This is a genomic window from Actinomadura livida (genome assembly GCF_014648675.1).
GTDB lineage: Bacteria > Actinomycetota > Actinomycetes > Streptosporangiales > Streptosporangiaceae > Spirillospora > Spirillospora livida.
Genome location: NZ_BMRO01000014.1, coordinates 60360 through 77836, shown reverse-complemented (window position 1 = coordinate 77836; position 17477 = coordinate 60360). Strand labels below are relative to the sequence as shown.

21 protein-coding genes and 1 tRNA gene are annotated in these 17477 nt (G+C 72.3%); 9 read left to right on the top strand and 13 right to left on the bottom strand.

Annotation, left to right across the window (positions count from 1 at the left end):
- The first annotated feature begins 9 nt into the window (after nt 1-9).
- Both IEZ03_RS29330 and IEZ03_RS29325 read left to right on the top strand, forming a co-directional pair.
- Entirely contained in the window at nt 10-393 is a 384-nt protein-coding gene (locus tag IEZ03_RS29330; RefSeq protein WP_184890135.1) for a nuclear transport factor 2 family protein, read from the top strand.
- A complete protein-coding gene (locus IEZ03_RS29325; protein ID WP_184890134.1) occupies nt 386-1516 on the top strand; it encodes an epoxide hydrolase family protein in 1131 nt (376 codons plus the stop codon). Before IEZ03_RS29330 ends, IEZ03_RS29325 begins: the two co-directional genes overlap by 8 nt.
- Here the strand turns inward: IEZ03_RS29325 and IEZ03_RS29320 are convergent.
- Genes IEZ03_RS29320 through IEZ03_RS29305 form a run of 4 tightly spaced genes read right to left on the bottom strand, consistent with a single transcriptional unit; the run spans nt 1503 to nt 4508 of the window.
- Entirely contained in the window at nt 1503-1718 is a 216-nt protein-coding gene (locus tag IEZ03_RS29320; RefSeq protein WP_184890133.1) for a hypothetical protein, read from the bottom strand. The genes IEZ03_RS29325 and IEZ03_RS29320 overlap by 14 nt on opposite strands.
- 32 nt (nt 1719-1750) lie before the next feature.
- Nucleotides 1751-2875 (bottom strand): methyltransferase, encoded by a 1125-nt coding sequence (locus IEZ03_RS29315; protein ID WP_184890132.1) that lies wholly within the window; start codon nt 2873-2875, stop codon nt 1751-1753.
- 40 nt (nt 2876-2915) lie between these two features.
- On the bottom strand, nt 2916-3803 hold the full coding sequence (locus tag IEZ03_RS29310; protein ID WP_184890131.1) for a helix-turn-helix domain-containing protein: 888 nt from the start codon (nt 3801-3803) through the stop codon (nt 2916-2918).
- A gap of 9 nt (nt 3804-3812) precedes the next feature.
- A complete protein-coding gene (locus IEZ03_RS29305) occupies nt 3813-4508 on the bottom strand; it encodes a DUF4097 family beta strand repeat-containing protein (RefSeq protein WP_184890130.1) in 696 nt (231 codons plus the stop codon).
- Between the two features lie 202 nt (nt 4509-4710).
- Between IEZ03_RS29305 and IEZ03_RS29300 the strand changes: the two genes are divergently transcribed.
- Nucleotides 4711-6099 carry an MFS transporter gene (locus IEZ03_RS29300; RefSeq protein ID WP_184890129.1) on the top strand — a complete coding sequence of 463 codons (1389 nt, stop codon included), beginning with the start codon at nt 4711-4713 and terminating at the stop codon, nt 6097-6099.
- A gap of 57 nt (nt 6100-6156) precedes the next feature.
- Here the strand turns inward: IEZ03_RS29300 and IEZ03_RS29295 are convergent, their stop codons facing one another.
- Nucleotides 6157-6519, bottom strand: a complete 363-nt coding sequence (locus IEZ03_RS29295) for a nuclear transport factor 2 family protein (protein WP_184890128.1) — start codon at nt 6517-6519, stop codon at nt 6157-6159.
- Between the two features lie 164 nt (nt 6520-6683).
- Here IEZ03_RS29295 and IEZ03_RS29290 point away from each other — a divergent pair, with 164 nt between their 5' ends.
- The 3 genes from IEZ03_RS29290 (at nt 6684) to dnaN (ending at nt 9913) form a co-directional block, all read left to right on the top strand.
- Nucleotides 6684-8156, top strand: coding sequence for an AlkA N-terminal domain-containing protein (locus IEZ03_RS29290; RefSeq protein ID WP_184890127.1), 1473 nt, complete (start codon nt 6684-6686; stop codon nt 8154-8156).
- Nucleotides 8157-8174: 18 nt separating this feature from the next.
- The gene (locus tag IEZ03_RS29285) at nt 8175-8684 is read left to right on the top strand and encodes a methylated-DNA--[protein]-cysteine S-methyltransferase (protein ID WP_184890126.1); all 510 of its coding nucleotides are present in this window, start codon (nt 8175-8177) and stop codon (nt 8682-8684) included.
- A gap of 77 nt (nt 8685-8761) precedes the next feature.
- Complete coding sequence (dnaN, locus tag IEZ03_RS29280) at nt 8762-9913, top strand: DNA polymerase III subunit beta (RefSeq protein WP_184890125.1); 1152 nt, start codon at nt 8762-8764, stop codon at nt 9911-9913.
- A 15-nt stretch (nt 9914-9928) separates the two neighbouring features.
- Here dnaN and IEZ03_RS29275 read toward each other — a convergent pair whose 3' ends face one another.
- On the bottom strand, nt 9929-10492 hold the full coding sequence (locus tag IEZ03_RS29275) for a helix-turn-helix domain-containing protein (protein WP_184890124.1): 564 nt from the start codon (nt 10490-10492) through the stop codon (nt 9929-9931).
- 88 nt (nt 10493-10580) lie between these two features.
- Nucleotides 10581-10970, bottom strand: a complete 390-nt coding sequence (locus IEZ03_RS29270) for a MerR family transcriptional regulator (RefSeq protein WP_308428005.1) — start codon at nt 10968-10970, stop codon at nt 10581-10583.
- A 51-nt stretch (nt 10971-11021) separates the two neighbouring features.
- Here IEZ03_RS29270 and IEZ03_RS29265 point away from each other — a divergent pair, with 51 nt between their 5' ends.
- The 3 genes from IEZ03_RS29265 to IEZ03_RS29255 are packed head-to-tail and all read left to right on the top strand — an operon-like array spanning nt 11022 to nt 13268.
- Complete coding sequence (locus IEZ03_RS29265) at nt 11022-11708, top strand: SDR family NAD(P)-dependent oxidoreductase (RefSeq protein WP_184890122.1); 687 nt, start codon at nt 11022-11024, stop codon at nt 11706-11708.
- Nucleotides 11709-11724: 16 nt separating this feature from the next.
- A complete protein-coding gene (locus IEZ03_RS29260; protein WP_184891007.1) occupies nt 11725-12390 on the top strand; it encodes a B3/B4 domain-containing protein in 666 nt (221 codons plus the stop codon).
- Nucleotides 12390-13268: an EamA family transporter gene (locus IEZ03_RS29255; RefSeq protein WP_184891006.1), complete on the top strand. Its 879-nt coding sequence runs from the start codon at nt 12390-12392 to the stop codon at nt 13266-13268. The genes IEZ03_RS29260 and IEZ03_RS29255 overlap by 1 nt, the downstream gene beginning before the upstream one ends.
- A gap of 10 nt (nt 13269-13278) precedes the next feature.
- Here the strand turns inward: IEZ03_RS29255 and IEZ03_RS29250 are convergent, their stop codons facing one another.
- From IEZ03_RS29250 to IEZ03_RS29225, 6 genes are all read right to left on the bottom strand, one after another.
- Nucleotides 13279-15321 carry a WD40 repeat domain-containing serine/threonine protein kinase gene (locus IEZ03_RS29250; RefSeq protein WP_184890121.1) on the bottom strand — a complete coding sequence of 681 codons (2043 nt, stop codon included), beginning with the start codon at nt 15319-15321 and terminating at the stop codon, nt 13279-13281.
- A gap of 90 nt (nt 15322-15411) precedes the next feature.
- Nucleotides 15412-15499 (bottom strand) — tRNA-Ser (locus IEZ03_RS29245).
- 10 nt (nt 15500-15509) lie between these two features.
- Nucleotides 15510-15947: a tRNA adenosine(34) deaminase TadA gene (gene tadA / locus IEZ03_RS29240; RefSeq protein ID WP_184891005.1), complete on the bottom strand. Its 438-nt coding sequence runs from the start codon at nt 15945-15947 to the stop codon at nt 15510-15512.
- A gap of 67 nt (nt 15948-16014) precedes the next feature.
- Entirely contained in the window at nt 16015-16452 is a 438-nt protein-coding gene (locus IEZ03_RS29235) for a tRNA adenosine deaminase-associated protein (RefSeq protein ID WP_184890120.1), read from the bottom strand.
- A 123-nt stretch (nt 16453-16575) separates the two neighbouring features.
- Nucleotides 16576-17061, bottom strand: coding sequence for a tRNA adenosine deaminase-associated protein (locus tag IEZ03_RS29230; protein ID WP_131954600.1), 486 nt, complete (start codon nt 17059-17061; stop codon nt 16576-16578).
- A gap of 154 nt (nt 17062-17215) precedes the next feature.
- Nucleotides 17216-17477 (bottom strand): hypothetical protein (locus tag IEZ03_RS29225; protein WP_229808658.1); only part of this gene is annotated, 262 nt, incomplete at its 5' end.

The window sequence follows — 17477 nt, the reverse complement described above, 5'->3', positions numbered from 1 at the left end:
TGAGGAGCCATGGACGATCGACACGAGCTGTCCGTTCTGGTCAGCAGGCTGGGGCGGTGGCTGGACGAGCAGAGTCCCGGTGACGGGCGCGGTCTCTTCGCCGAGGACGCGGAGGTCCACACCCCGGGCGGCGTCGCGAAAGGCGTTGACGCTCTCGTCGAGCAGGCGCGCCGGAACCACCGGGTGCCGACCCAGCACTTCATCACCGACCCGCTGATCGAGGTGGACGGCGACCAAGCCGCGATCGGCGCGAACCTCCTTGTCGTCTTCGCGAAGGAAGAAGGTCCGCGTCTGCTGGGCGAGCGCTACGAACTGAAGGCCGCGCGTACGGCGTACGGCTGGCGGCTCTCGCGGGTGGAGGCCCGTCCTATCTGGGAGGTGGCGAATGCCTGAGATCGTGTCGTTCCACCTGGACGTCCCGCAGGAGGATCTCGACGACCTCGCCGAGCGGCTCGACCGCACGCGGTGGCCGGAGGAGCTCCCCGGCATCGGCTGGGACCACGGCATCCCGCTCGCCCGGGTGAAGGAACTGGCCGCGCACTGGCGCACGACGTTCGACTGGCGGGGGCGGGAGGCCGCGCTCAACGCGTTTCCGCAGTTCACGACGGAGATCGACGGGACGAACGTCCACTTCGTCCACGTGCGGTCGCCGGAACCGGACGCGCTGCCGCTGATCATCACACACGGGTGGCCGAGCACGGTCGCCGACTTCCTGGACGTGATCGGCCCGCTCACCGACCCCAGGGCCCACGGTGGTGATCCAAAGGACGCGTTCCACGTGGTGATCCCGACCCTGCCCGGTTTCACCCTGTCCGGGCCGACGCGTGAGCCCGGGTGGGGCGTGAACCGCATCGCCCGTGCCTGGGCCGTGCTTATGGACAGGCTCGGCTACGAGCGGTACGGCGCGCAGGGCGGCGATTGGGGCTGGCCGATTTCCAGTGCGCTTGGCGCCGTTGCCAGCGACCGGGTCATCGGTGTCCACCTCAACTACATCGGCTCGCCGCCGCCGGGGGACGGTGCCGTTCGGCTTTCGGAGGACGACCAGGAGCGGCTGGAGCGGCAGAAGGCGTACCTGGCCAGCCCCGCCGGGTACTGGCAGATGCAGGCGACGCGTCCGCAGACCGTGGCGTACGCACTGACCGACTCCCCCGTCGGCCAGCTCGCGTGGATCGCCGACAAGGTCACGGAGTGGACCGACCCGGCGAGCGGCATCGACGATGACCGGCTGCTCACGACGGTGATGCTCTACTGGCTCACGGGCACGGCCGGGTCGTCGGCCAGGCTGCACAAGGAGAACGCCGCGCGGGGCGGCCCACCGGACCCATGTCCGGTCCCCCTGGGCGTGGCGGTGTTCGCGCACGATCTCGTCCGACCGGTGAGGAGCCTCGTAGAGCGGGTCTACGACGTAGCCCACTGGACGGAGTTCGACCGTGGCGGGCACTTCCCGGCCGTAGAGGCACCGGAGTTGCTGACCGGTGACGTCAGGGCGTTCTTCCGGCGACTCAGGGAGAGGTGAGCTGCTCGGAGAGGTCCCTAAGGCGGGCGCGGGCGTCGGGGTCGTATGCCTGGGCGTCCGCGCGAGCCTCCTTGAGGCCGTTGTAGAAGCGGCCGGAGATGTCGTCCAAGGCGGGGTCGGTGACGAGTCGCGCAGCCAGAGCGCGGCCCAGCCCGTCGGTCGCGCCGGTGATGAGAACGGTCTGCTGATCAATGGGACGCATGTTTCCCATCGTGCACGGTGCGCGCCCAGAGGTCAGTGCTGGAGGCGCCAAAGGCTGGTGGTCTCGGCGGCACGGGCGGTGTGGAGCGGGTCATCGGGGTCGTAGGCGCGCCGGTGGGTCGGCTTGGTGTCGTGCTTGCCCGTGACCTGGAGGCCGGCTGAGGAGAACATGGCGCACAGGTCGTCCCGTGTGCGCAGCCCCAGATGCTCGGCGAGGTCGGAGAGGATCAGCCAGCCTTCACCGTCCGGTTCCAGGTGGTCGGCCAGACCGTCGAGGAAGCCGCGGAGCATCCGGCTGCGCGGATCGTAGATGGCGTGTTCCATGGGCGAACTGGGCTTGGCCGGTACCCAGGGCGGGTTGCAGACGATGAGCCCGGCGCGTCCCTCTGGGAAGAGGTCGGTATGGACGACCTCAACCTGTCCCGCCACATCCAGACGCTTTAGGTTCTCTCTGGCGCAGGCAAGCGCGCGCGGGTCGTGGTCTGTGGCAACGATCCGTTCGATGCCGCGACGCGCTAGGACTGCCGCGAGTACACCCGTCCCTGTCCCGATGTCGAAGGCGACCTTGGCGGAAGGTAAGGGCACTTCGGCGACGAGGTCCACATACTCGCCTCTGACCGGTGAGAAGACGCCGTAATGCGGGTGGATCCGGTCGCCGTCCAGCGCGGGGATCGGCACGCCCTTCACACGCCATTCGTGCGCGCCGATCAGGCCGAGCAGTTCGCGCAACGGGGTCACGTAAGGCCGATCGTCCGGGCCGTACACCTCGATGCAGGCGGCCTGCACGTCCGGTGCGCGCCGTAAGGGAATGACGTGGCCCGGGTCGAACGGCATGAGCAGCATGGCCAGGGCCCGCGCGCGCTGGGCACTCGCCAGGCGGTGAAGGTGGAACGCCTGTACCTGGGACGGTTCGGCCTTGCGCGGGCGGCGCCGTCGAGGACGGTCGATCCGGCGCGCCATCGCGTTGAGGAGCTGCCGCGCGTTCTGGAAGTCGCCGCGCCAGAGCAGGGCGGTGCCCTCGCAGGCCAGGTGGTAGGCGTCGTCCGCCCGCATGTCGTCGGCGGCGACCACGACGCGGCGGGGCGGCGGGGCGCCGCTCTCGGACCGCCAGCGCGCGTGCTGCGCCTGGCCGTCCTCATACCAGGCGATCTGGTCCACAGGCAGCACGGTAGCCGCGCCGGCGCCGCCGGCGGGAGGATCAGTCCCCGGAGCGGGACGGCGTTTCCCGGTCGGCCAGGTCGGCGCTGGACAGATGGGCGGACGTCTCGGCCAGCTTCCGGAGCGCCTCCTCCGAGGTGGAACCCGGCTCGGCGGCGTAGAGCATCAGGCGGCTGAGGTCCGGGTCGCCGGGCAGGTGCAGCGTCTCGAACGGCAGGACGAGCCGCCCCACGTCCGGGTGGTCGATGCGGGCCTCGCCGTGCGTCAGGTCCGTGACGTGGTGCGCCGACCACATCCGCCCGAACTCGGGGCTGCGCTCTCGCAGGGTGCCGATCAGCGCGCGGAGCCGCGGGTCGTCCGGGTCCTGCCCGGATCGGAACCGCAGGTAGGCGACGTTGCGCCGGGCGACCGCGGGCCAGTTGTCCCCGAGCCGCGCCCGGTAGTCGTCGTTGAGGTGGATCTGGTGGGACCAGGTCCGCTCGTCGGCCGGGACGTTCGCGAGGTCGACGAACACCGCGGCGGTGAGCCGGTTCCACGCGACGACGTTCGTGTAGTGCCCGACCACGTACGCGGGCGCGTGGGTGATCGAGTCGAGCAGGTGCTGGAGCGGGGCGCGCAGCCGCGGCGGCCCGGCGGCGCGGGGGCGGCGCGGCGGGTGCGCGAGGCGGTGCAGGTGGGCGTGCTCGTCGCCGTCCAGCCGCAGGGCCCGGGAGACCGCGTCGAGGACCTCGGCGGACACCCCTTCGGCCGTGCCCTGTTCGAGCCGGATGTAGTAGGCGACGCTGACCCCGGCGAGCTGCGCGAGCTCCTCGCGCCGCAGCCCCGGCACGCGGCGGCGGCTCCCGTAGGACGGGACGCCCACGTCCTCGGGCCGCAGCCGCGCCCGCCGCGACCTGAGGAACTCGCCGAGCTCGGCGTTGCGCGCCATGCGCAGAGGCTATCCGGCGGGCCTGACGGTGATGTCGCCGTTGCTCGTCGTCAGATCCAGGCCGTACCGGGCGGACGGGGCGTTCGGGACATCGATCTTCCGGTCGCCGTTGCCGGTGCGCGCGGACACCCGGTAGGACGCCGCCGGGACGGTGACCTTGATCTCGCCGTTAGACGTCTTCGCCCGGATGTTCTGCGGTTTGGCCGGTCGCAGGGTGATCTCGCCGTTCGACGTCTCCACGTCGGTCTCGCCGCCTTTCAGGCCGCGTCCCTCGATCTCGCCGTTGGACGTCTTCGCCTTGACCGTGCCAGAGACGTCGTCCAGGTGGATCGAACCCGAGCTGGTCGACACGTCCACCTTGCCCACGCGGGACAGCCTGATCGACCCGCTGGACGTGTCACCGCTCACCGGAAGGCCCGCCGGCAGGTCGACCGTGTAGTGCACCGAGCAGCGCGAGCCGCAGCCGCGCAGCTTCAGGACGCCGTCCTCGATCCGGTGCGTCCGCCCTTCCGGTCTGTCGCCGCGGTACTTGACCTCGCGGTGGACGGTGGCCTTGGACGCGCCGCCGCGCAGCGTGACCCGGCCCGCGCCGATGTCGTCCAGTTCGACCGCGGTGATGCCGCCCTCCAGAGCGGCGTCGTCCTCGAAGGTCGACGCGAAGGCCATCCCGCATGCGCTCAACGCGGTGACCCCTGCCGCTGCCATGGCGACGAATGCAAGGTGACGACGCAAGATGACCCCCGTGTTTTGTGGCCGAGCGATCTCGACCCTACGGAAAGGTCCCTCGAACGGCCGTCACGCCGTGGAGCCAGGTTCGTGCTAGCTCCCGGGACGGAGCCTGCTACTGCGGGTGGTACGAACGGCCGGGGGCTGGGTAGGCGCGACCTGCGGCGCGATGGTCTCTGCCATGAGCGCACTCATCACCGACGCTCCCGCTCCCCCTGCGCGGATGTCGTCACGGCACAGGCTGATACTCACCCTGCTCTTGGGCGCGCAGTTCATGCTCGCCATCGATTTCTCCATCCTCAACGTGGCCCTACCCGTCGTCGGCCGGGGGCTCGGCTTCGGGCTGGACGAGCTGCAGTGGATCGCGACTGCGTTCGCGCTCCCCGCCGCCGGGTTCACGCTGCTGTTCGGGCGCGTCGCGGACCTGTTCGGACGCCGCCGGATGCTGCTGGCGGGCATGGCCCTCCTGGCGGCGGGCTCCCTGATCGGCGGGCTGGCCACCGCACCGGCGATGCTGCTGACCGGGCGGATCATGCAGGGCCTGGCCACGGCGATCGCCACACCGGCCGCGCTTTCGCTGATCACCACGTCGTTCCCCGAAGGACCGCTGCGGACCCGGGCGCTCGGGCTCAGCGGCGCGCTGATGTCCGCCGGGTTCACCGTGGGCGCGATCCTCGGCGGGGTGCTCACGGACGCGCTGAGCTGGCGCTGGGCCTTCCTGGTCAACGTGCCGGTGGCGGTGCTGATCCTCACGGTCACCCCCTTGCTGATCAGCGAGAGCCGGTCACGGGACGGCGCGAAACTGGACGTTCCCGGCGCGATCACCGTCACCGGCGGGCTCCTCGCCCTGGTGTACGGGATCACGTCCGCCGGGTCCCGGGGATGGGGCGACCCGCTCGCGCTCGGCGCGCTGGCCGCCGCGGCCGCCCTGCTGGTCGCGTTCGTCCTGGTGGAGCGGCGGTCCCCCGCCCCGCTCGCGCCGCTGGGCGTGCTGGCGCGGCGGACCGTCAGCTGGGGCAGCGCGGGCGGTTTCGTGGCGTTCGCCACCGAGACGTCGCTGGTGTTCCTGATGACGCTCTACCTGCAGAAGGTCCTCGGCTTCTCGCCGCTGGCCACCGGGCTCGCGCTCGGCGTCCTCGGCGCCGGGACGTTCGCCGGCGGGGTCGCCGCGCCCCGCATCATGGGCCGGTTCGGCGGCCGGACGACCCTCGCCGGCGGGCTCGTCCTGCAGGCCGCGGCGACGGCGGCGCTGCTCGGGCTCGGGGACTCGCGCGGCGGGCTCTGGCTGCTGCTGGCCGCGACCGCGATCGGCGGATTCGGGAACCTCGTCGCGATCGTCGCGTTCATGGGGACCGTGACGTCCGGGCTGCCGGACCGCGAGCAGGGCCTCGCGACCGGCGTCGCCACCATGACGCAGCAGGTGGCCATCACGCTCGGCATCCCCGTGATGAGCGCCGTGGCCACCGCCAACGCCTCCGTACTCGGCGGCATCCACACCGCGACCGCGGTGAACGCCGCGATCGTCCTCGCCGGCGCGGCCCTCGTCTGGTCGTTCCTGCGACGCACCTGAGGAGCCGACGGAGTGGACGGCGGCGCACTCCGCCGGCTCTGCGGTGCCTGATCCGCGTTATCCGGGCACCTTGTCGAGGAAGCCGTGGACGCGGTCGAAGCGCCCGTCGTCGGCGAAGACCGCCACGTCGAAGCCGACCACGAGCGCCTCACCGCCCTCGGGGCCGAGCTCCCAGGTGAAGCGGGCGATGTTGTGGTGGGCGTCCACGGTGCCCGCCGGGCGGAACACCATGCCGGGGAACTGCTGCTGCGCCGCGCCGATGAAGCCGTCGATCGCGTCCCGCCCCTCGGCCACGCCGAGCGGGTCGACGTACAGGGGCCGCTCCGTCCACATCTCGCCGATCGCGGCGCGGCGCGCGGCCGGGTCCGTCTCGTTCCAGATGGCCAGGTACCGCTCGATCCGCTGCTGAACGTCGCTCATCTCTTGACTCCCGTCTGATCGGCCGGGTTCCTCCCGGTGCCCCCTACGCTGCCAACGCCGCGGCGGAAGATCGATTACCCGGGAGGTCATGCCCGGGCCGCACCGGGGGTTGATGTCGGATTTCCGCCAGTGAGACCACGTGAGCGTCGGTGATGCTGGAGGACATGCATGAGGACGCGGAAAGGTGCGTACGGGCCGTCCAAGCGAAGGACGCCCGGTTCGACGGATGGTTCTTCACCGGCGTCGTCACCACCGGCATCTACTGCCGCCCGAGCTGCCCCGTCGTGCCGCCCAAGCCCGGCAACATGCGCTTCTACCCCAGCGCCGCAGCCGCACAGCAGGCCGGGTTCCGCGCCTGCAAGCGCTGCCGCCCCGACACCAGCCCCGGCTCACCGGAATGGAACCACCGCGCGGACGTCGTCGCCCGCGCGATGCGGCTCATCGCCGACGGCGTGGTCGACCGTGAGGGCGTCCCAGGGCTTGCGGCGCGGCTCGGCTACAGCACACGCCAGATCGAGCGCCAGCTCAACGCCGAACTGGGCGCCGGCCCACTCGCCCTGGCGCGGGCCCAGCGCGCTCAGACGGCGAGGCTCCTCATCGAAACGACCGCCCTTCCGATGGGGGACGTCGCGTTCGCGGCGGGCTTCGCCAGTATCCGCGCCTTCAACGACACCGTCCGCGAGGTGTTCGCGCTGACGCCGACCGGGCTGCGCGACCGTGTCGCCAAGGGCCACCCGCCCGCGGGTTCGGGGGCGCTGTCGCTGCGGCTGCCGTTCCGGGCGCCGCTCTGCCCCGACAACCTGTTCGGCCATCTCGCGGCCACGGCCGTCCCCGGCGTCGAGGAGTGGCGGGACGGCGCGTTCCGCCGCACCCTGCGGCTGCCCCACGGACACGGCATCGCGACGCTGCGGCCCCGGCCCGACCACGTCGCCTGCACGCTCAGCCTGAGCGACCTGCGCGACCTCACCATCGCGATCAGCCGCTGCCGCTGGATGCTCGACCTCGACGCCGATCCCGTCGCCGTGGACGACCTCCTCCGCGACGACCCCGCCCTGGCGCCACTGGTCGCCAAGGCCCCTGGGCGGCGCGTCCCGCGGACCGTGGACGCCCCCGAGTTCGCCGTACGCGCCGTCCTGGGGCAGCAGGTGTCCACGGCCGCCGCCCGAACCCACGCCGGACGGCTCGTCACCGCCTACGGCGACCCCGTGGACGACCCAGGCGGCGGACTCACCCACCTGTTCCCGACCCCGTCCGCCCTGGCGGAACTCGACCCGGAGTCACTCGCCTTCCCGCAAACACGCCGAACCACCCTCACGACCCTCGTGAACGCACTCGCGAAAGACGAGATCGACCTCGGTGTAGGGAGCGATTGGGAAGAGGCCCGCGCGCGCTTGGCCGCCCTCCCCGGCTTCGGTCCGTGGACCATCGAGACCATCGCGATGCGGGCCCTCGGAGACCCCGACGCGTTCATCCCGAGCGACCTGGGCATCCGCGGTGCCGCCAAGGCGCTCGACCTTCCGTCGACGCCTGCGGCGCTCACCCGTCGTGCCGCACGGTGGCGGCCCTGGCGCGCGTACGCCGTCCAGTACCTGTGGGCCACGAGCGACCATCCCATCAACCTGCTGCCCGCCTCCTGACCACGAGAGGATGCTTCCATGAACCCGACGCACGTCGTCGTGGACAGCCCCGTAGGCCCACTGACGCTGATGGCCCAGGAAGGTGCCCTCTGCGCCCTCTACATGGAGGTGCAGCGTCATCGTCCTCCTGCGGAGACCTTCGGCGTCCCTGGCGACCCCCATGACGAGCCCTTCGCGACCGTCGCCGAACAGCTCTCCGCGTACTTCGCCGGTGAGCTGACCAAGTTCGACCTGCCGCTCACCCTCAACGGGACGCCCTTCCAGAAGCGGGTCTGGTCGCTGCTCCAGGAAATCCCCTACGGCGAGACCGCCACCTACGGCGAACTCGCCGCGGAGCTGGGCAAGCCGTCGGCCTCCCGTGCCGTGGGCCTCGCCAACGGCCGCAACCCGATCGGCGTCATCGTCCCCTGCCACCGCGTCATCGGCTCCACCGGCGGCCTCACCGGCTACGGCGGTGGGCTCGACCGCAAGCGCTACCTCCTCGACTTCGAACGCGAGACCAGCACCACGCAGCACGCCCTCTTCTGACGACAGGGACGGCACAACCTGTCAGTGGCGGCGGTTACCGTGCTCGTAAAGACCCGACCCGCGGAAGGCTGATCAAGGTGGAGCTCCGAGTCGACCGCCAGACCCTCGCCGACGCCGTGGCGTGGGCGGCCCGGACGCTGCCGGCCCGTCCCGCCCTGCCCGTCCTCGCGGGCATGCTCATCGAGGCGACCGCCGAGGGGGAACTGACCCTCGCCGGGTTCGACTACGAGGTGTCCGCCCGTGCCCGGGACGATGCCACCGTCACCGAGCCGGGCCTCGTCCTCGTCCCCGGGCGGCTGCTGTCGGACATCGTGCGGAACCTTCCTCCACAGCCTGTGGACATCTTCACCAAGGGCGCCGAGGTCGTGGTCCGCTGCGGCCCCGCCGAGTTCGGGCTCCGCACGCTCCCGGTCGAGGACTACCCCACCCTTCCCGAGCCGCCCGCCCAGGCCGGCACCATCCCGAGCGACCTGTTCGCCACCGCGATCGGCCAGGTCACTCCCGCCGCCGGGCGCGACGACACCCTGCCGATGCTCACCGGCGTCCGCATCGACATCGAGGGCGACACGATGTGGATGGCCTGCACCGACCGCTACCGCATCGCCGCACGCGAGCTGACCTGGTCCCCCGCCGATGCCGGCTTCACCGCGGGCGTCGTCGTCCCCGCCCGGACCCTCGCCGACACGGCCAAGGCGATCCGGCGCGGCGAGGACGTCACCATCAGCCTGGGCGGCGCCGGCGACAACCTCATCGGCGTCTCCGGCGGCGGCCGCAGCATGACCAGCCGTCTCCTGGACGACCAGTACATCAACTACAAGTCCCGGCTGACCGGCACCTGGTCGTCCATCGCAGAGATCCGCGTCGCCCCGTTCACCGAGGCACTCAAGCGGGCCGCCCTCGTCACCGAGCGCGGCACCCCGATCCAGCTCGCGTTCACCTCCGGCGAGGTCCGCATCCGAGCCGCGACCGGCGACTCCGCCCGCGCCAACGAGAGCCTTGAGGTCGAGTTCACCGGCGACGACATCGACATCGCGTTCGCCCCGCAGTACCTCCTGGACGGCCTGGCCGGAATCGACACCGAGTACGCCCGCCTCGAATGCGCGGGCCCCACCAAGGCGGCCCTGCTCACCGCCATCCCCGACAAGAAGGACGACGACGAGGACGCCCCCGGAGACCAGGCCGACACCGGCTACCGCTACCTGGTGATGCCCGTCCGCCTGAACTCCTGACCCCCGGGCCCCGGCTCAGAGGTCGAGGACGGCCAGCACGAAGCGGACCTCCCCCTTGCCCGCGTTGCCGTAGGAGTGGGGGCGGTCGCCGACGAACACGGCCGCCGCGCCCGCCTCCACGAGATCCGTCCGGCCGTCGACGCCGAGCGTCAGCGTCCCCTCCTGCACGTAGACGATCTCCTTGGTGCCGGGCACGTGCGCGTCGCTCTCCCGCGTCTCCCCCGGCCGCAGGTGCCACTGCCACAGCTCCAGCGACGGCCGCGGATCGCTCCCGGCGAGCAGCGTCCCCGTCCCGCCGTGCTCGCCCTCCCACAGCACCACGTGCCGCTCCGGCCGGAACATCCGCACCGGCGGCTCCTCCTCGACCTGCACCAGCCGGGTCAGCGGCACGCCCAGCGCGTCCGAGATGCGGATGAGCGTCCCCAGGTTCGGGTTGCCGCGCCCCTGCTCCAGCCCCACCAGGACGCCCTTGCTCACCCCGGCGCGCCCCGCCAGCTCGTCCAGGCTCCACCCGTGCCCGGCCCGGAGGGCCCGGACGGTCCGCGCCACGGCCTCCCCGATCGCGCCCTGCTCGCTCAATCGCCCTCCAGCCATCCCGGTCCCACCACGTGATCAGTGTCCCGCAGGCCCGTATCGGCCCCCGAAGCCTCGACGGCCTCCCCCGATGTCAGGCGCTCCGGCTGAGGACGGACGTCAGCATCGAGTCGAGCACGCGCCGGGACGCCTCCAGGCGGTCGAGGGCCTCGGTCACGCGATCACGCTCGCGGCGCAGTTCGCTGACCATGGCCGGGCAGGGCGACGGCACCACCCGGCCGTCCACGTCGTGCACGCAGTCCAGCAGCCGGGCGATCACCGCCGTGGGGAAGCCGGCCGCGAGCAGGGCGCGGATGTGGCGGACCGCGGCGACGTCCGACGGGGAGTACTCCCGATAGCCGTTCGGGCGCCGGACGGGCTTGAGGAGCCCCTGCTCCTCGTAGTAGCGCAGCAGCCGCCGGCTCACCCCTGTCGCGCCGGCCAGTTCACCGATCCGCATCGCGTCCTCCGGGTTGACCTTCACATCGATGTCACGCTTTACCGTCCCATTGTCGCCGACCAGCAGGAGGTTCTGATGAGCGGAGCAGTGATCATCGGTGCGGGACCGGGGATCGGCGGCGCCGTGGCCCGCCGGTTCGCGCGGGAGGGGATGCCGGTCGCCCTCATCGCGCGCGGGGAGCGGACGTTGAAGGAGGCGGCCGAGAGCATCGAGCCGCGGGACGCCCGCGTCATGACCCGGGTGGCCGACAGCGCCGACGAGGACGCCCTGCGCGACGCCCTGGACGAGGTGACCGCCGAACTCGGCCCACCCGACGCCGTCGTGTACAACGCGGCGAAGATCCAGGCGGACGCGCCCGGTGAGCTGCCGGTCCGCGCCCAGCTGGACGCGTGGACGGTGAACGTGCTCGGTGCGCTGACCGCCGCCGCCCATCTCGCACCGGCGATGGCGCGGCGCGGCGGCGGGTCGTTCATCATGACCGGGGGGATGCCCGAGCCGAAACGGCGGTACGTGAGCCTCTCGCTCGGCAAGGCGGGGGTGCGGACCCTCGCGGAGCTGCTCGACCAGGAGTACGGGCCGTCCGGCGTGCACGTGGCGAGCGTCACCGTGGCCGGCCCGGTCGCTCCCGGCACGGACTTCGATCCGGACGACATCGCCGAGCACTACTGGAGGCTGCACGTCCAGCCGCGGGACCGATGGGTCCGCGAGGTGCTCGTCAACGGCCGTGGTCGTTATACTGACATCCATATGTCATTAAAGTGACCGTCGGAGGGTGGAGATGCTGGAGCGGATCGAGGTCGACGAGGCCGTCCGGGAGCTGCGTCCCGATTTCGCCGTGCTCGTGATGACCGCCGAAGGGCTGGTCAACGGGCCCGGCGACGCGGAGTCGCAGGGCTGGCTGGCCGAGGCGGCCGGGAAGGCGGACGCCGCCGACCCGCACGTGGAGGCATGGCGCGACGCCTACCGGGCCTTCGGCTCCAAGCCCCAGCGCACCCGCCCCTCCGTCGACGCGCTCCTCCGCCGGGCCGACGCCCTCCCCTCCATCAACAAGGTCGTGGACGCCTACAACGCCGTCAGCGTCGAGTACGCGCTGCCGATCGGCGGCGAGGACCTCGACGCCTACCAGGGCCCCGCGCGCCTGGTCAGGGCCACCGGCGACGAGCCGTTCGACGTGGTCGCGGGCGGGGAGCCCGCCGTCGAGCACCCCGCCGCCGGGGAGGTCGTCTGGCGCGACGACGCGGGCGTCACCTGCCGCCGCTGGAACTGGCGGCAATGCGTCCGGACCCGCCTGACCGAGCACACGAAGAACGGCCTCTTCCTGCTCGAACGCCTGGAGCCCTACCCGCTCGACCGGCTCGCCGAGGCGGGCGACCGGCTGGCCGCCATGCTCCGCCAGATCGCCCCGGACGCGCGCGTCGCGAGCCGGCTGATCGGCGGGCGGTGATGGTCACGGTCCTCGCCCTGAGCGCGGCCCTCGCCTACGGCGTGGCCGACTTCCTCGGCGGCGCCGTGACACGCCGGTCGACGGCCCTGCGCACCCTGAGCTGGTGCGTCCCCGTCGGCTTCGTGATCATCCTGGTGTCCGCGCTCCTCGCCGGCGGCGGCGCCGCCCCCGGCCCGATCGCCTGGGGCTTCACGGCGGGCCTGGCCGGCGGGGCGGGCCTGATCGCCTTCTACCGGGCGCTCGCGCGGGGGCCGATGAACGTGGTGGCGCCGGTGTCCGCGCTCGCCGCCGCGGTCCTGCCGGTGGCCGTGGGCATCACCCGGGGCGAGCGGCTGGACGTGTCCGTCGCCGCCGGCGTCCTGCTGTGCCTCGTCGCGATCGCCCTGGTCAGCATGGAGGCCGGCGACGAGCGCAGCGCGGCGGCCACCGCGCCCGGCTGGCGGCGCCACCTCGACTCGGGCCCGCTCATGGCCGGGCTGTCCGGCACCTGCTTCGGCGTCTTCTTCGTCCTGCTGAAGACCGCGGGGGACGGCAGCGGCCTCTGGCCGATCGTCGGCGCCCGCGTCGGCAACGTGGTCATCGTCGCCGCCGCGCTCCTGGCCCTGGCCCTCCGCGGCGGCGACCTCGGCCCCCGCCTGTCCGGACGCACGCTGATCGGACTGGCCCTGCTGTCCGGCACCCTCGACGCGGGCGCGAACGTCCTCTACTTCCTGGCCGCCCACAAGGGCATGCTCAGCCTCGCCGCCGTCCTCACGTCCCTCTACCCGGCCATCACCGTCCTCCTGGCAAGAGTCGCCTACACCGAACGCCTCCGCGCCATCCAACGCCTCGGCATGGCAATAGCCGTAGCCGGCGTAGCCCTCGTAACGGTCGGCTGAACGGGTGCCGTCAGGGGACGTGCCATAGGCGGACGGTTTTGTCGGTGCTGGCGCTGGCCAGGGTTCTGCCGTCTGAGCTGAAGGCGAGTCCGCCGACCGTGGATTCATGGCCGGACAGGATCGTGGTCACGCGGGCGCTTGGGACGTCCCACAGCTGGATACCGTTTCTGCCGGTGCCGGCGGCGAGGGTCTTCCCGTCTGGGCTGAACGCCAGGGCGAAGTAGCTGTCGTCCTCCTCGTTGGTGAGGGTTGCGGTCGGCTTGCCCCTGGCGACGTCCCAGAGTTGGATGCTGTTGTCGTCATTGCTCTTGGCCAAAGTCCTGCCGTCCGGGGCGAAGGCCAGGTCGTCGGCGAAGATGGCGAGTGGCTCGCTGGGGATGTCCCGGAGGCTGCGGCCTGACGCCACGTCCCAGATCCGCACGGTGTCACTGAGGGTGCTCGAACTGGCCAGAAGCTTGCCGTCCTGGCTGAACGCGACGGAACCGACGGACTCGGTGTGGCCGCTCAGGACGCGGGCTGTGCGCTTCTCCGCCACGTCCGAGAGTCGGATCTTCTTTCCTTCGCTCCGCGCGACCATGGTCCCGTCGGGGCTCACCGCGATGCCGCCGGAGCCGTCGGGGGCGGGCACGATGATCGAGGAACTTCGGGATGCCACGTTCCAGAGCCGCACCGAGCCGTCCCACTGGCCGCTGATCAGGCTTTTCCCGTTCTTCCTGAACGCCACCAGGGGAACCGAGCGCGCGTCGACCTTCATCGTTGCGTCGACGTCGCCGCCGGGCATGTTCCACAGCCTGATGGAGCCACCCTCAAGCCCGGCGGCCAGTGCCTGCCCATCCGGACTGAACGACACGGAGCGCGCCCAGTCGGGGGTCTTGAGGGTGCGGTACGCCTTGCCTGTGCTCACCGGACCGGGAGTCGGCGGAGCAGGCGGGCTGCTGGCCGGCCCGGAGCCGGATGTCTCGGCGGCCGGGGCGTTGCCGCCGTCCGGCCAGAAAACCGCCGCGCCGGTCACGAGGAGCAACGCGGACGCGGCGGCCAGGCCGCCGATGAGGAGCGGGAGGCTCGGCCGCGCGGACGGCGACGGCGCTCCCCGCCGTGTGGGGCCCGCCCAGTTCCCCGGCGGCGCGGGTTGCGGCGGGGGCCCGGGTGGCGGCGTCTGAACGTGCGGGACCGGACGCGGGGGTGGTCCCGGCTGGGCGGCCGCCCGGTCGTCGGTGGGCGGCGCCGGAGCGGGCTCGGCGGCGAGGGCGGTCAGGAGTTCCTCCGCGCGGTCCGCGGTCAGCCGTTCCGCCGGGTCCTTGCGGAGGAGACCGGTGAGCACCTCGCCTAGCGGCCCGGCGTGGACGCAGGGAGCGGGGTCCTCGGTGGCTATGGCGACGAAGACCGAGCCGGGGCTGGTGCCGGTGAACGGCGGGCCGCCCTCGACCGCCGCGAAGAGGGTGGCGCCCAGCGACCACAGGTCCGATTCGGGGGTCGCGGCCTTCCCGCGGACCTGCTCGGGGGCCATGAACGCCGGGGTGCCGATGATGGCGCCGGACCGGGTGAGGGTGACGTCGCCGTCCAATGCGGCGATGCCGAAGTCGGTCAGCACGACCCGGTCGCCTTCGAGCAGCACGTTGGCGGGCTTGACGTCGCGGTGCACGATGCCGTGGCGGTGGGCCAGGCGCAGCGCCGCCAGCATCTGCGCGCCGATCCGGGCGACCCGGCCGACCGGCAGGCGCTTCTCGTCGGCCAGGAGGTCCTGCAGCGAGCCGCCCTCGACGAACTCCATCACGATCCACGGGCGGCCGTCCTCGCCGGACACCCGGTCGTGGACGGTGATGATCCCGGGATGCCGGAGCCGTCCCGCGGCGCGGGCCTCACGGTCCATCCGGGCGTAGCAGACGCGGCGTTCGTCCGCTCCGACGTGCTCGGGCAGCCGCAGTTCCTTGACCGCGACCGTGCGGCCGAGTTCGGAGTCCCAGGCGCGCCATACCGCGCCCATGCCGCCGCGGCCGATCAGTGTGAGGAGCCGGTATCTTCCGGCCAGGAGTTCCCCAAGATCCTCAGGCACGGGCGGCAGCCTAGCGCGGCCGGTTCAGGGGCCGTCCGTCCCCCGTCCTCGAAGACCCGGCCCCGCGGCGCGCGCCGGGGCGGTTCAGAATGGCGGTGGTGGTGGGATTCGAACCCACGGAAGCTTGCACTTCACACGCTTTCGAGGCGTGCGCCCTCGTCCACTAGGCGACACCACCGCGGGAGAGCCTACCCGAATCTGCGGTGCGTGAAGAACTCGGTGAGCAGCGCGCCGCACTCGTCGGCCAGGACCTCGGCGACGACCTCCGGCCTGTGGTTGAGGCGCCGGTCGCGTACGACGTCCCACAGCGAGCCGACCGCGCCGGCCTTCAGGTCGACCGCGCCGTAGACGACGCGGGCCAGGCGGGCCTGGACGGACGCTCCCGCGCACATCGTGCACGGCTCCAGGGTCACGACCAGCGTGCAGCCCGACAGGCGCCACTCCCCGAGGGCGGACGCGGCCGCCCGCATCGCGACGATCTCCGCGTGCCCGGTCGGGTCCGCCGAGCGCTCCCGGTCGTTGCGGCCGGTGCCGATGACCTCGCCGGACGCGTCCAGGACGACCGCCCCGACCGGGATCTCCCCGTCCGCGAACGCCTCGCGCGCCTCGCCCAGCGCCAGCCGCATCGCCGGGACGAACCCGTCGAGCACCGGGTCGCCCGCCGCCCCGCCGCCGCCCGGTCCGGTCACGGGGTCAGCCACGGAGGTGGTCGAACTCCTCGCCGAAGCCGGCGTTCTCGGCGACGGCGAGCAGCGCGTCGCCGGGCAGCGCGCTCTCGCCCAGGTCGCTGAGCTGCTTGGCGTCGACGCCGAGGTCTTCGAGGAGGGCCGGGTCGCCGCCGGGGTCGCCGTCCGGGACCTCGCCGACGAGCTGCTGGAACAGGGCGCCGAGCCCGTCCTCGCGGACGGTGGACACGTAGGCGCGCGGCTCGTCCTGGCCGTCCAGCCGGACGACCGCGAACCAGTCGTCGTCCTGCTCGATCAGCAGCACGACGGGGTCGCCGTAGGTCTCGACGGCCGCCTCGCGCATCAGGTCGGCGACGTCATCGACGTGTTCTGCCTCCGCCAGGGCGGCCTCCATGCCGACCCAGCCCTGCGGGGTCTGCGCGAACACGGCGGCGAATTGGGTCACGTGCTAATTGTGACCCACGGGGTTGCGTCGGTCACACCCCTTACCACCGCCGGATCGGCTCGATTCCCGGCAAACCGCCCGTTGTATCGGTGCGCCGGTGTCCGGTGCGCCGTGAGAGTCAGGTCAGGCGACGGCGTCCATGGCGCGTTCGAAGGCGGGGGCGAAGCCGATGCGGCCGGCGATGCTGAGCAGCATCTCGTCCGGGTAGAGCTCCAGGTCGCCGGAGATGGCGCCGAGCTCCATCTCGTCCAGGCCGAGGTCGGCGAAGATCGACATGTCGCCGACGGGGAGGACCTGGTCGAGTTCCTCCTCCTCGGGGATCGGGATGTCCAGGTAGTCGAGGACCTGGCCGGCCAGCGGCCAGTCGACCGAGGCCGTGACGTCCGACAGGAACACCATGACGTCGTCGCCGAGCAGGCGGATCGCCACGAAGAAGTCGTCGCCGACCGAGACCAGCCCGATCGTGCCGCCGAGGCTCGGCTGCTGGCGCAGGGCATGGATCAGCCCCGCGAGGTCCTCGGTCAACGCGACCGGGAGGATCTCGGCCTCCCAGCCCTCGTCTTCCCGGTACACCACGACGGCGAAGTCCGTCGCGTCCACATCCGTCATTTCCACCCCACCGGCGCGTCTCCTGCCAGGGCATGGTCCCAGATGCGGCGGTCCGAGCGTGCACCAACGCGAAACTGGGCGCCGCACCCGCGTGTGAGACCGGGAGTCAGCGCCGCGAACCCGTGCCCAGCGGAAGGAACCTACTCGATCCGCGTCAATTTATGCGGAAGGTCCGGCGGCGGAGCGCCGCGTGGATGCGGGCGCGCCGCGACCGGTGCGGGGTGACCCGGCGGCGCAGCTCACGGGCCTCGGCCAGTTCGCGCAGGAAGATCGCCCGGCGGCGGAGATGCTCGCGCACCTGCTCGGGGGAGATGTCGCCCTGCGGGCCGGGGCGCGGCCGGTCGTCCCGCCCGGCTGTGACATCGGTCACCGTGGCCTCGGCGGGCGCGTTCGCGGAGGGAGCGGGAGCTTCGGGG

Bases quoted from the DNA above. Each gene is read 5' to 3' on its own strand.
- IEZ03_RS29230 (WP_131954600.1), bottom strand. From the start codon at position 17,061: ATGACGGATGTGGACGCGACGGACTTCGCCGTCGTGGTGTACCGGGAA.
- IEZ03_RS29290 (WP_184890127.1), top strand. From the start codon at position 6,684: ATGCATGAGGACGCGGAAAGGTGCGTACGGGCCGTCCAAGCGAAGGAC.
- IEZ03_RS29285 (WP_184890126.1), top strand. From the start codon at position 8,175: ATGAACCCGACGCACGTCGTCGTGGACAGCCCCGTAGGCCCACTGACG.
- IEZ03_RS29295 (WP_184890128.1), bottom strand. From the start codon at position 6,519: ATGAGCGACGTTCAGCAGCGGATCGAGCGGTACCTGGCCATCTGGAAC.
- IEZ03_RS29320 (WP_184890133.1), bottom strand. From the start codon at position 1,718: ATGCGTCCCATTGATCAGCAGACCGTTCTCATCACCGGCGCGACCGAC.
- IEZ03_RS29300 (WP_184890129.1), top strand. From the start codon at position 4,711: ATGAGCGCACTCATCACCGACGCTCCCGCTCCCCCTGCGCGGATGTCG.
- IEZ03_RS29305 (WP_184890130.1), bottom strand. From the start codon at position 4,508: ATGGCAGCGGCAGGGGTCACCGCGTTGAGCGCATGCGGGATGGCCTTC.
- IEZ03_RS29330 (WP_184890135.1), top strand. From the start codon at position 10: ATGGACGATCGACACGAGCTGTCCGTTCTGGTCAGCAGGCTGGGGCGG.
- IEZ03_RS29325 (WP_184890134.1), top strand. From the start codon at position 386: ATGCCTGAGATCGTGTCGTTCCACCTGGACGTCCCGCAGGAGGATCTC.
- IEZ03_RS29310 (WP_184890131.1), bottom strand. From the start codon at position 3,803: ATGGCGCGCAACGCCGAGCTCGGCGAGTTCCTCAGGTCGCGGCGGGCG.
- IEZ03_RS29255 (WP_184891006.1), top strand. From the start codon at position 12,390: ATGGTCACGGTCCTCGCCCTGAGCGCGGCCCTCGCCTACGGCGTGGCC.
- IEZ03_RS29260 (WP_184891007.1), top strand. From the start codon at position 11,725: ATGCTGGAGCGGATCGAGGTCGACGAGGCCGTCCGGGAGCTGCGTCCC.
- IEZ03_RS29265 (WP_184890122.1), top strand. From the start codon at position 11,022: ATGAGCGGAGCAGTGATCATCGGTGCGGGACCGGGGATCGGCGGCGCC.
- tadA (WP_184891005.1), bottom strand. From the start codon at position 15,947: ATGCGGCTGGCGCTGGGCGAGGCGCGCGAGGCGTTCGCGGACGGGGAG.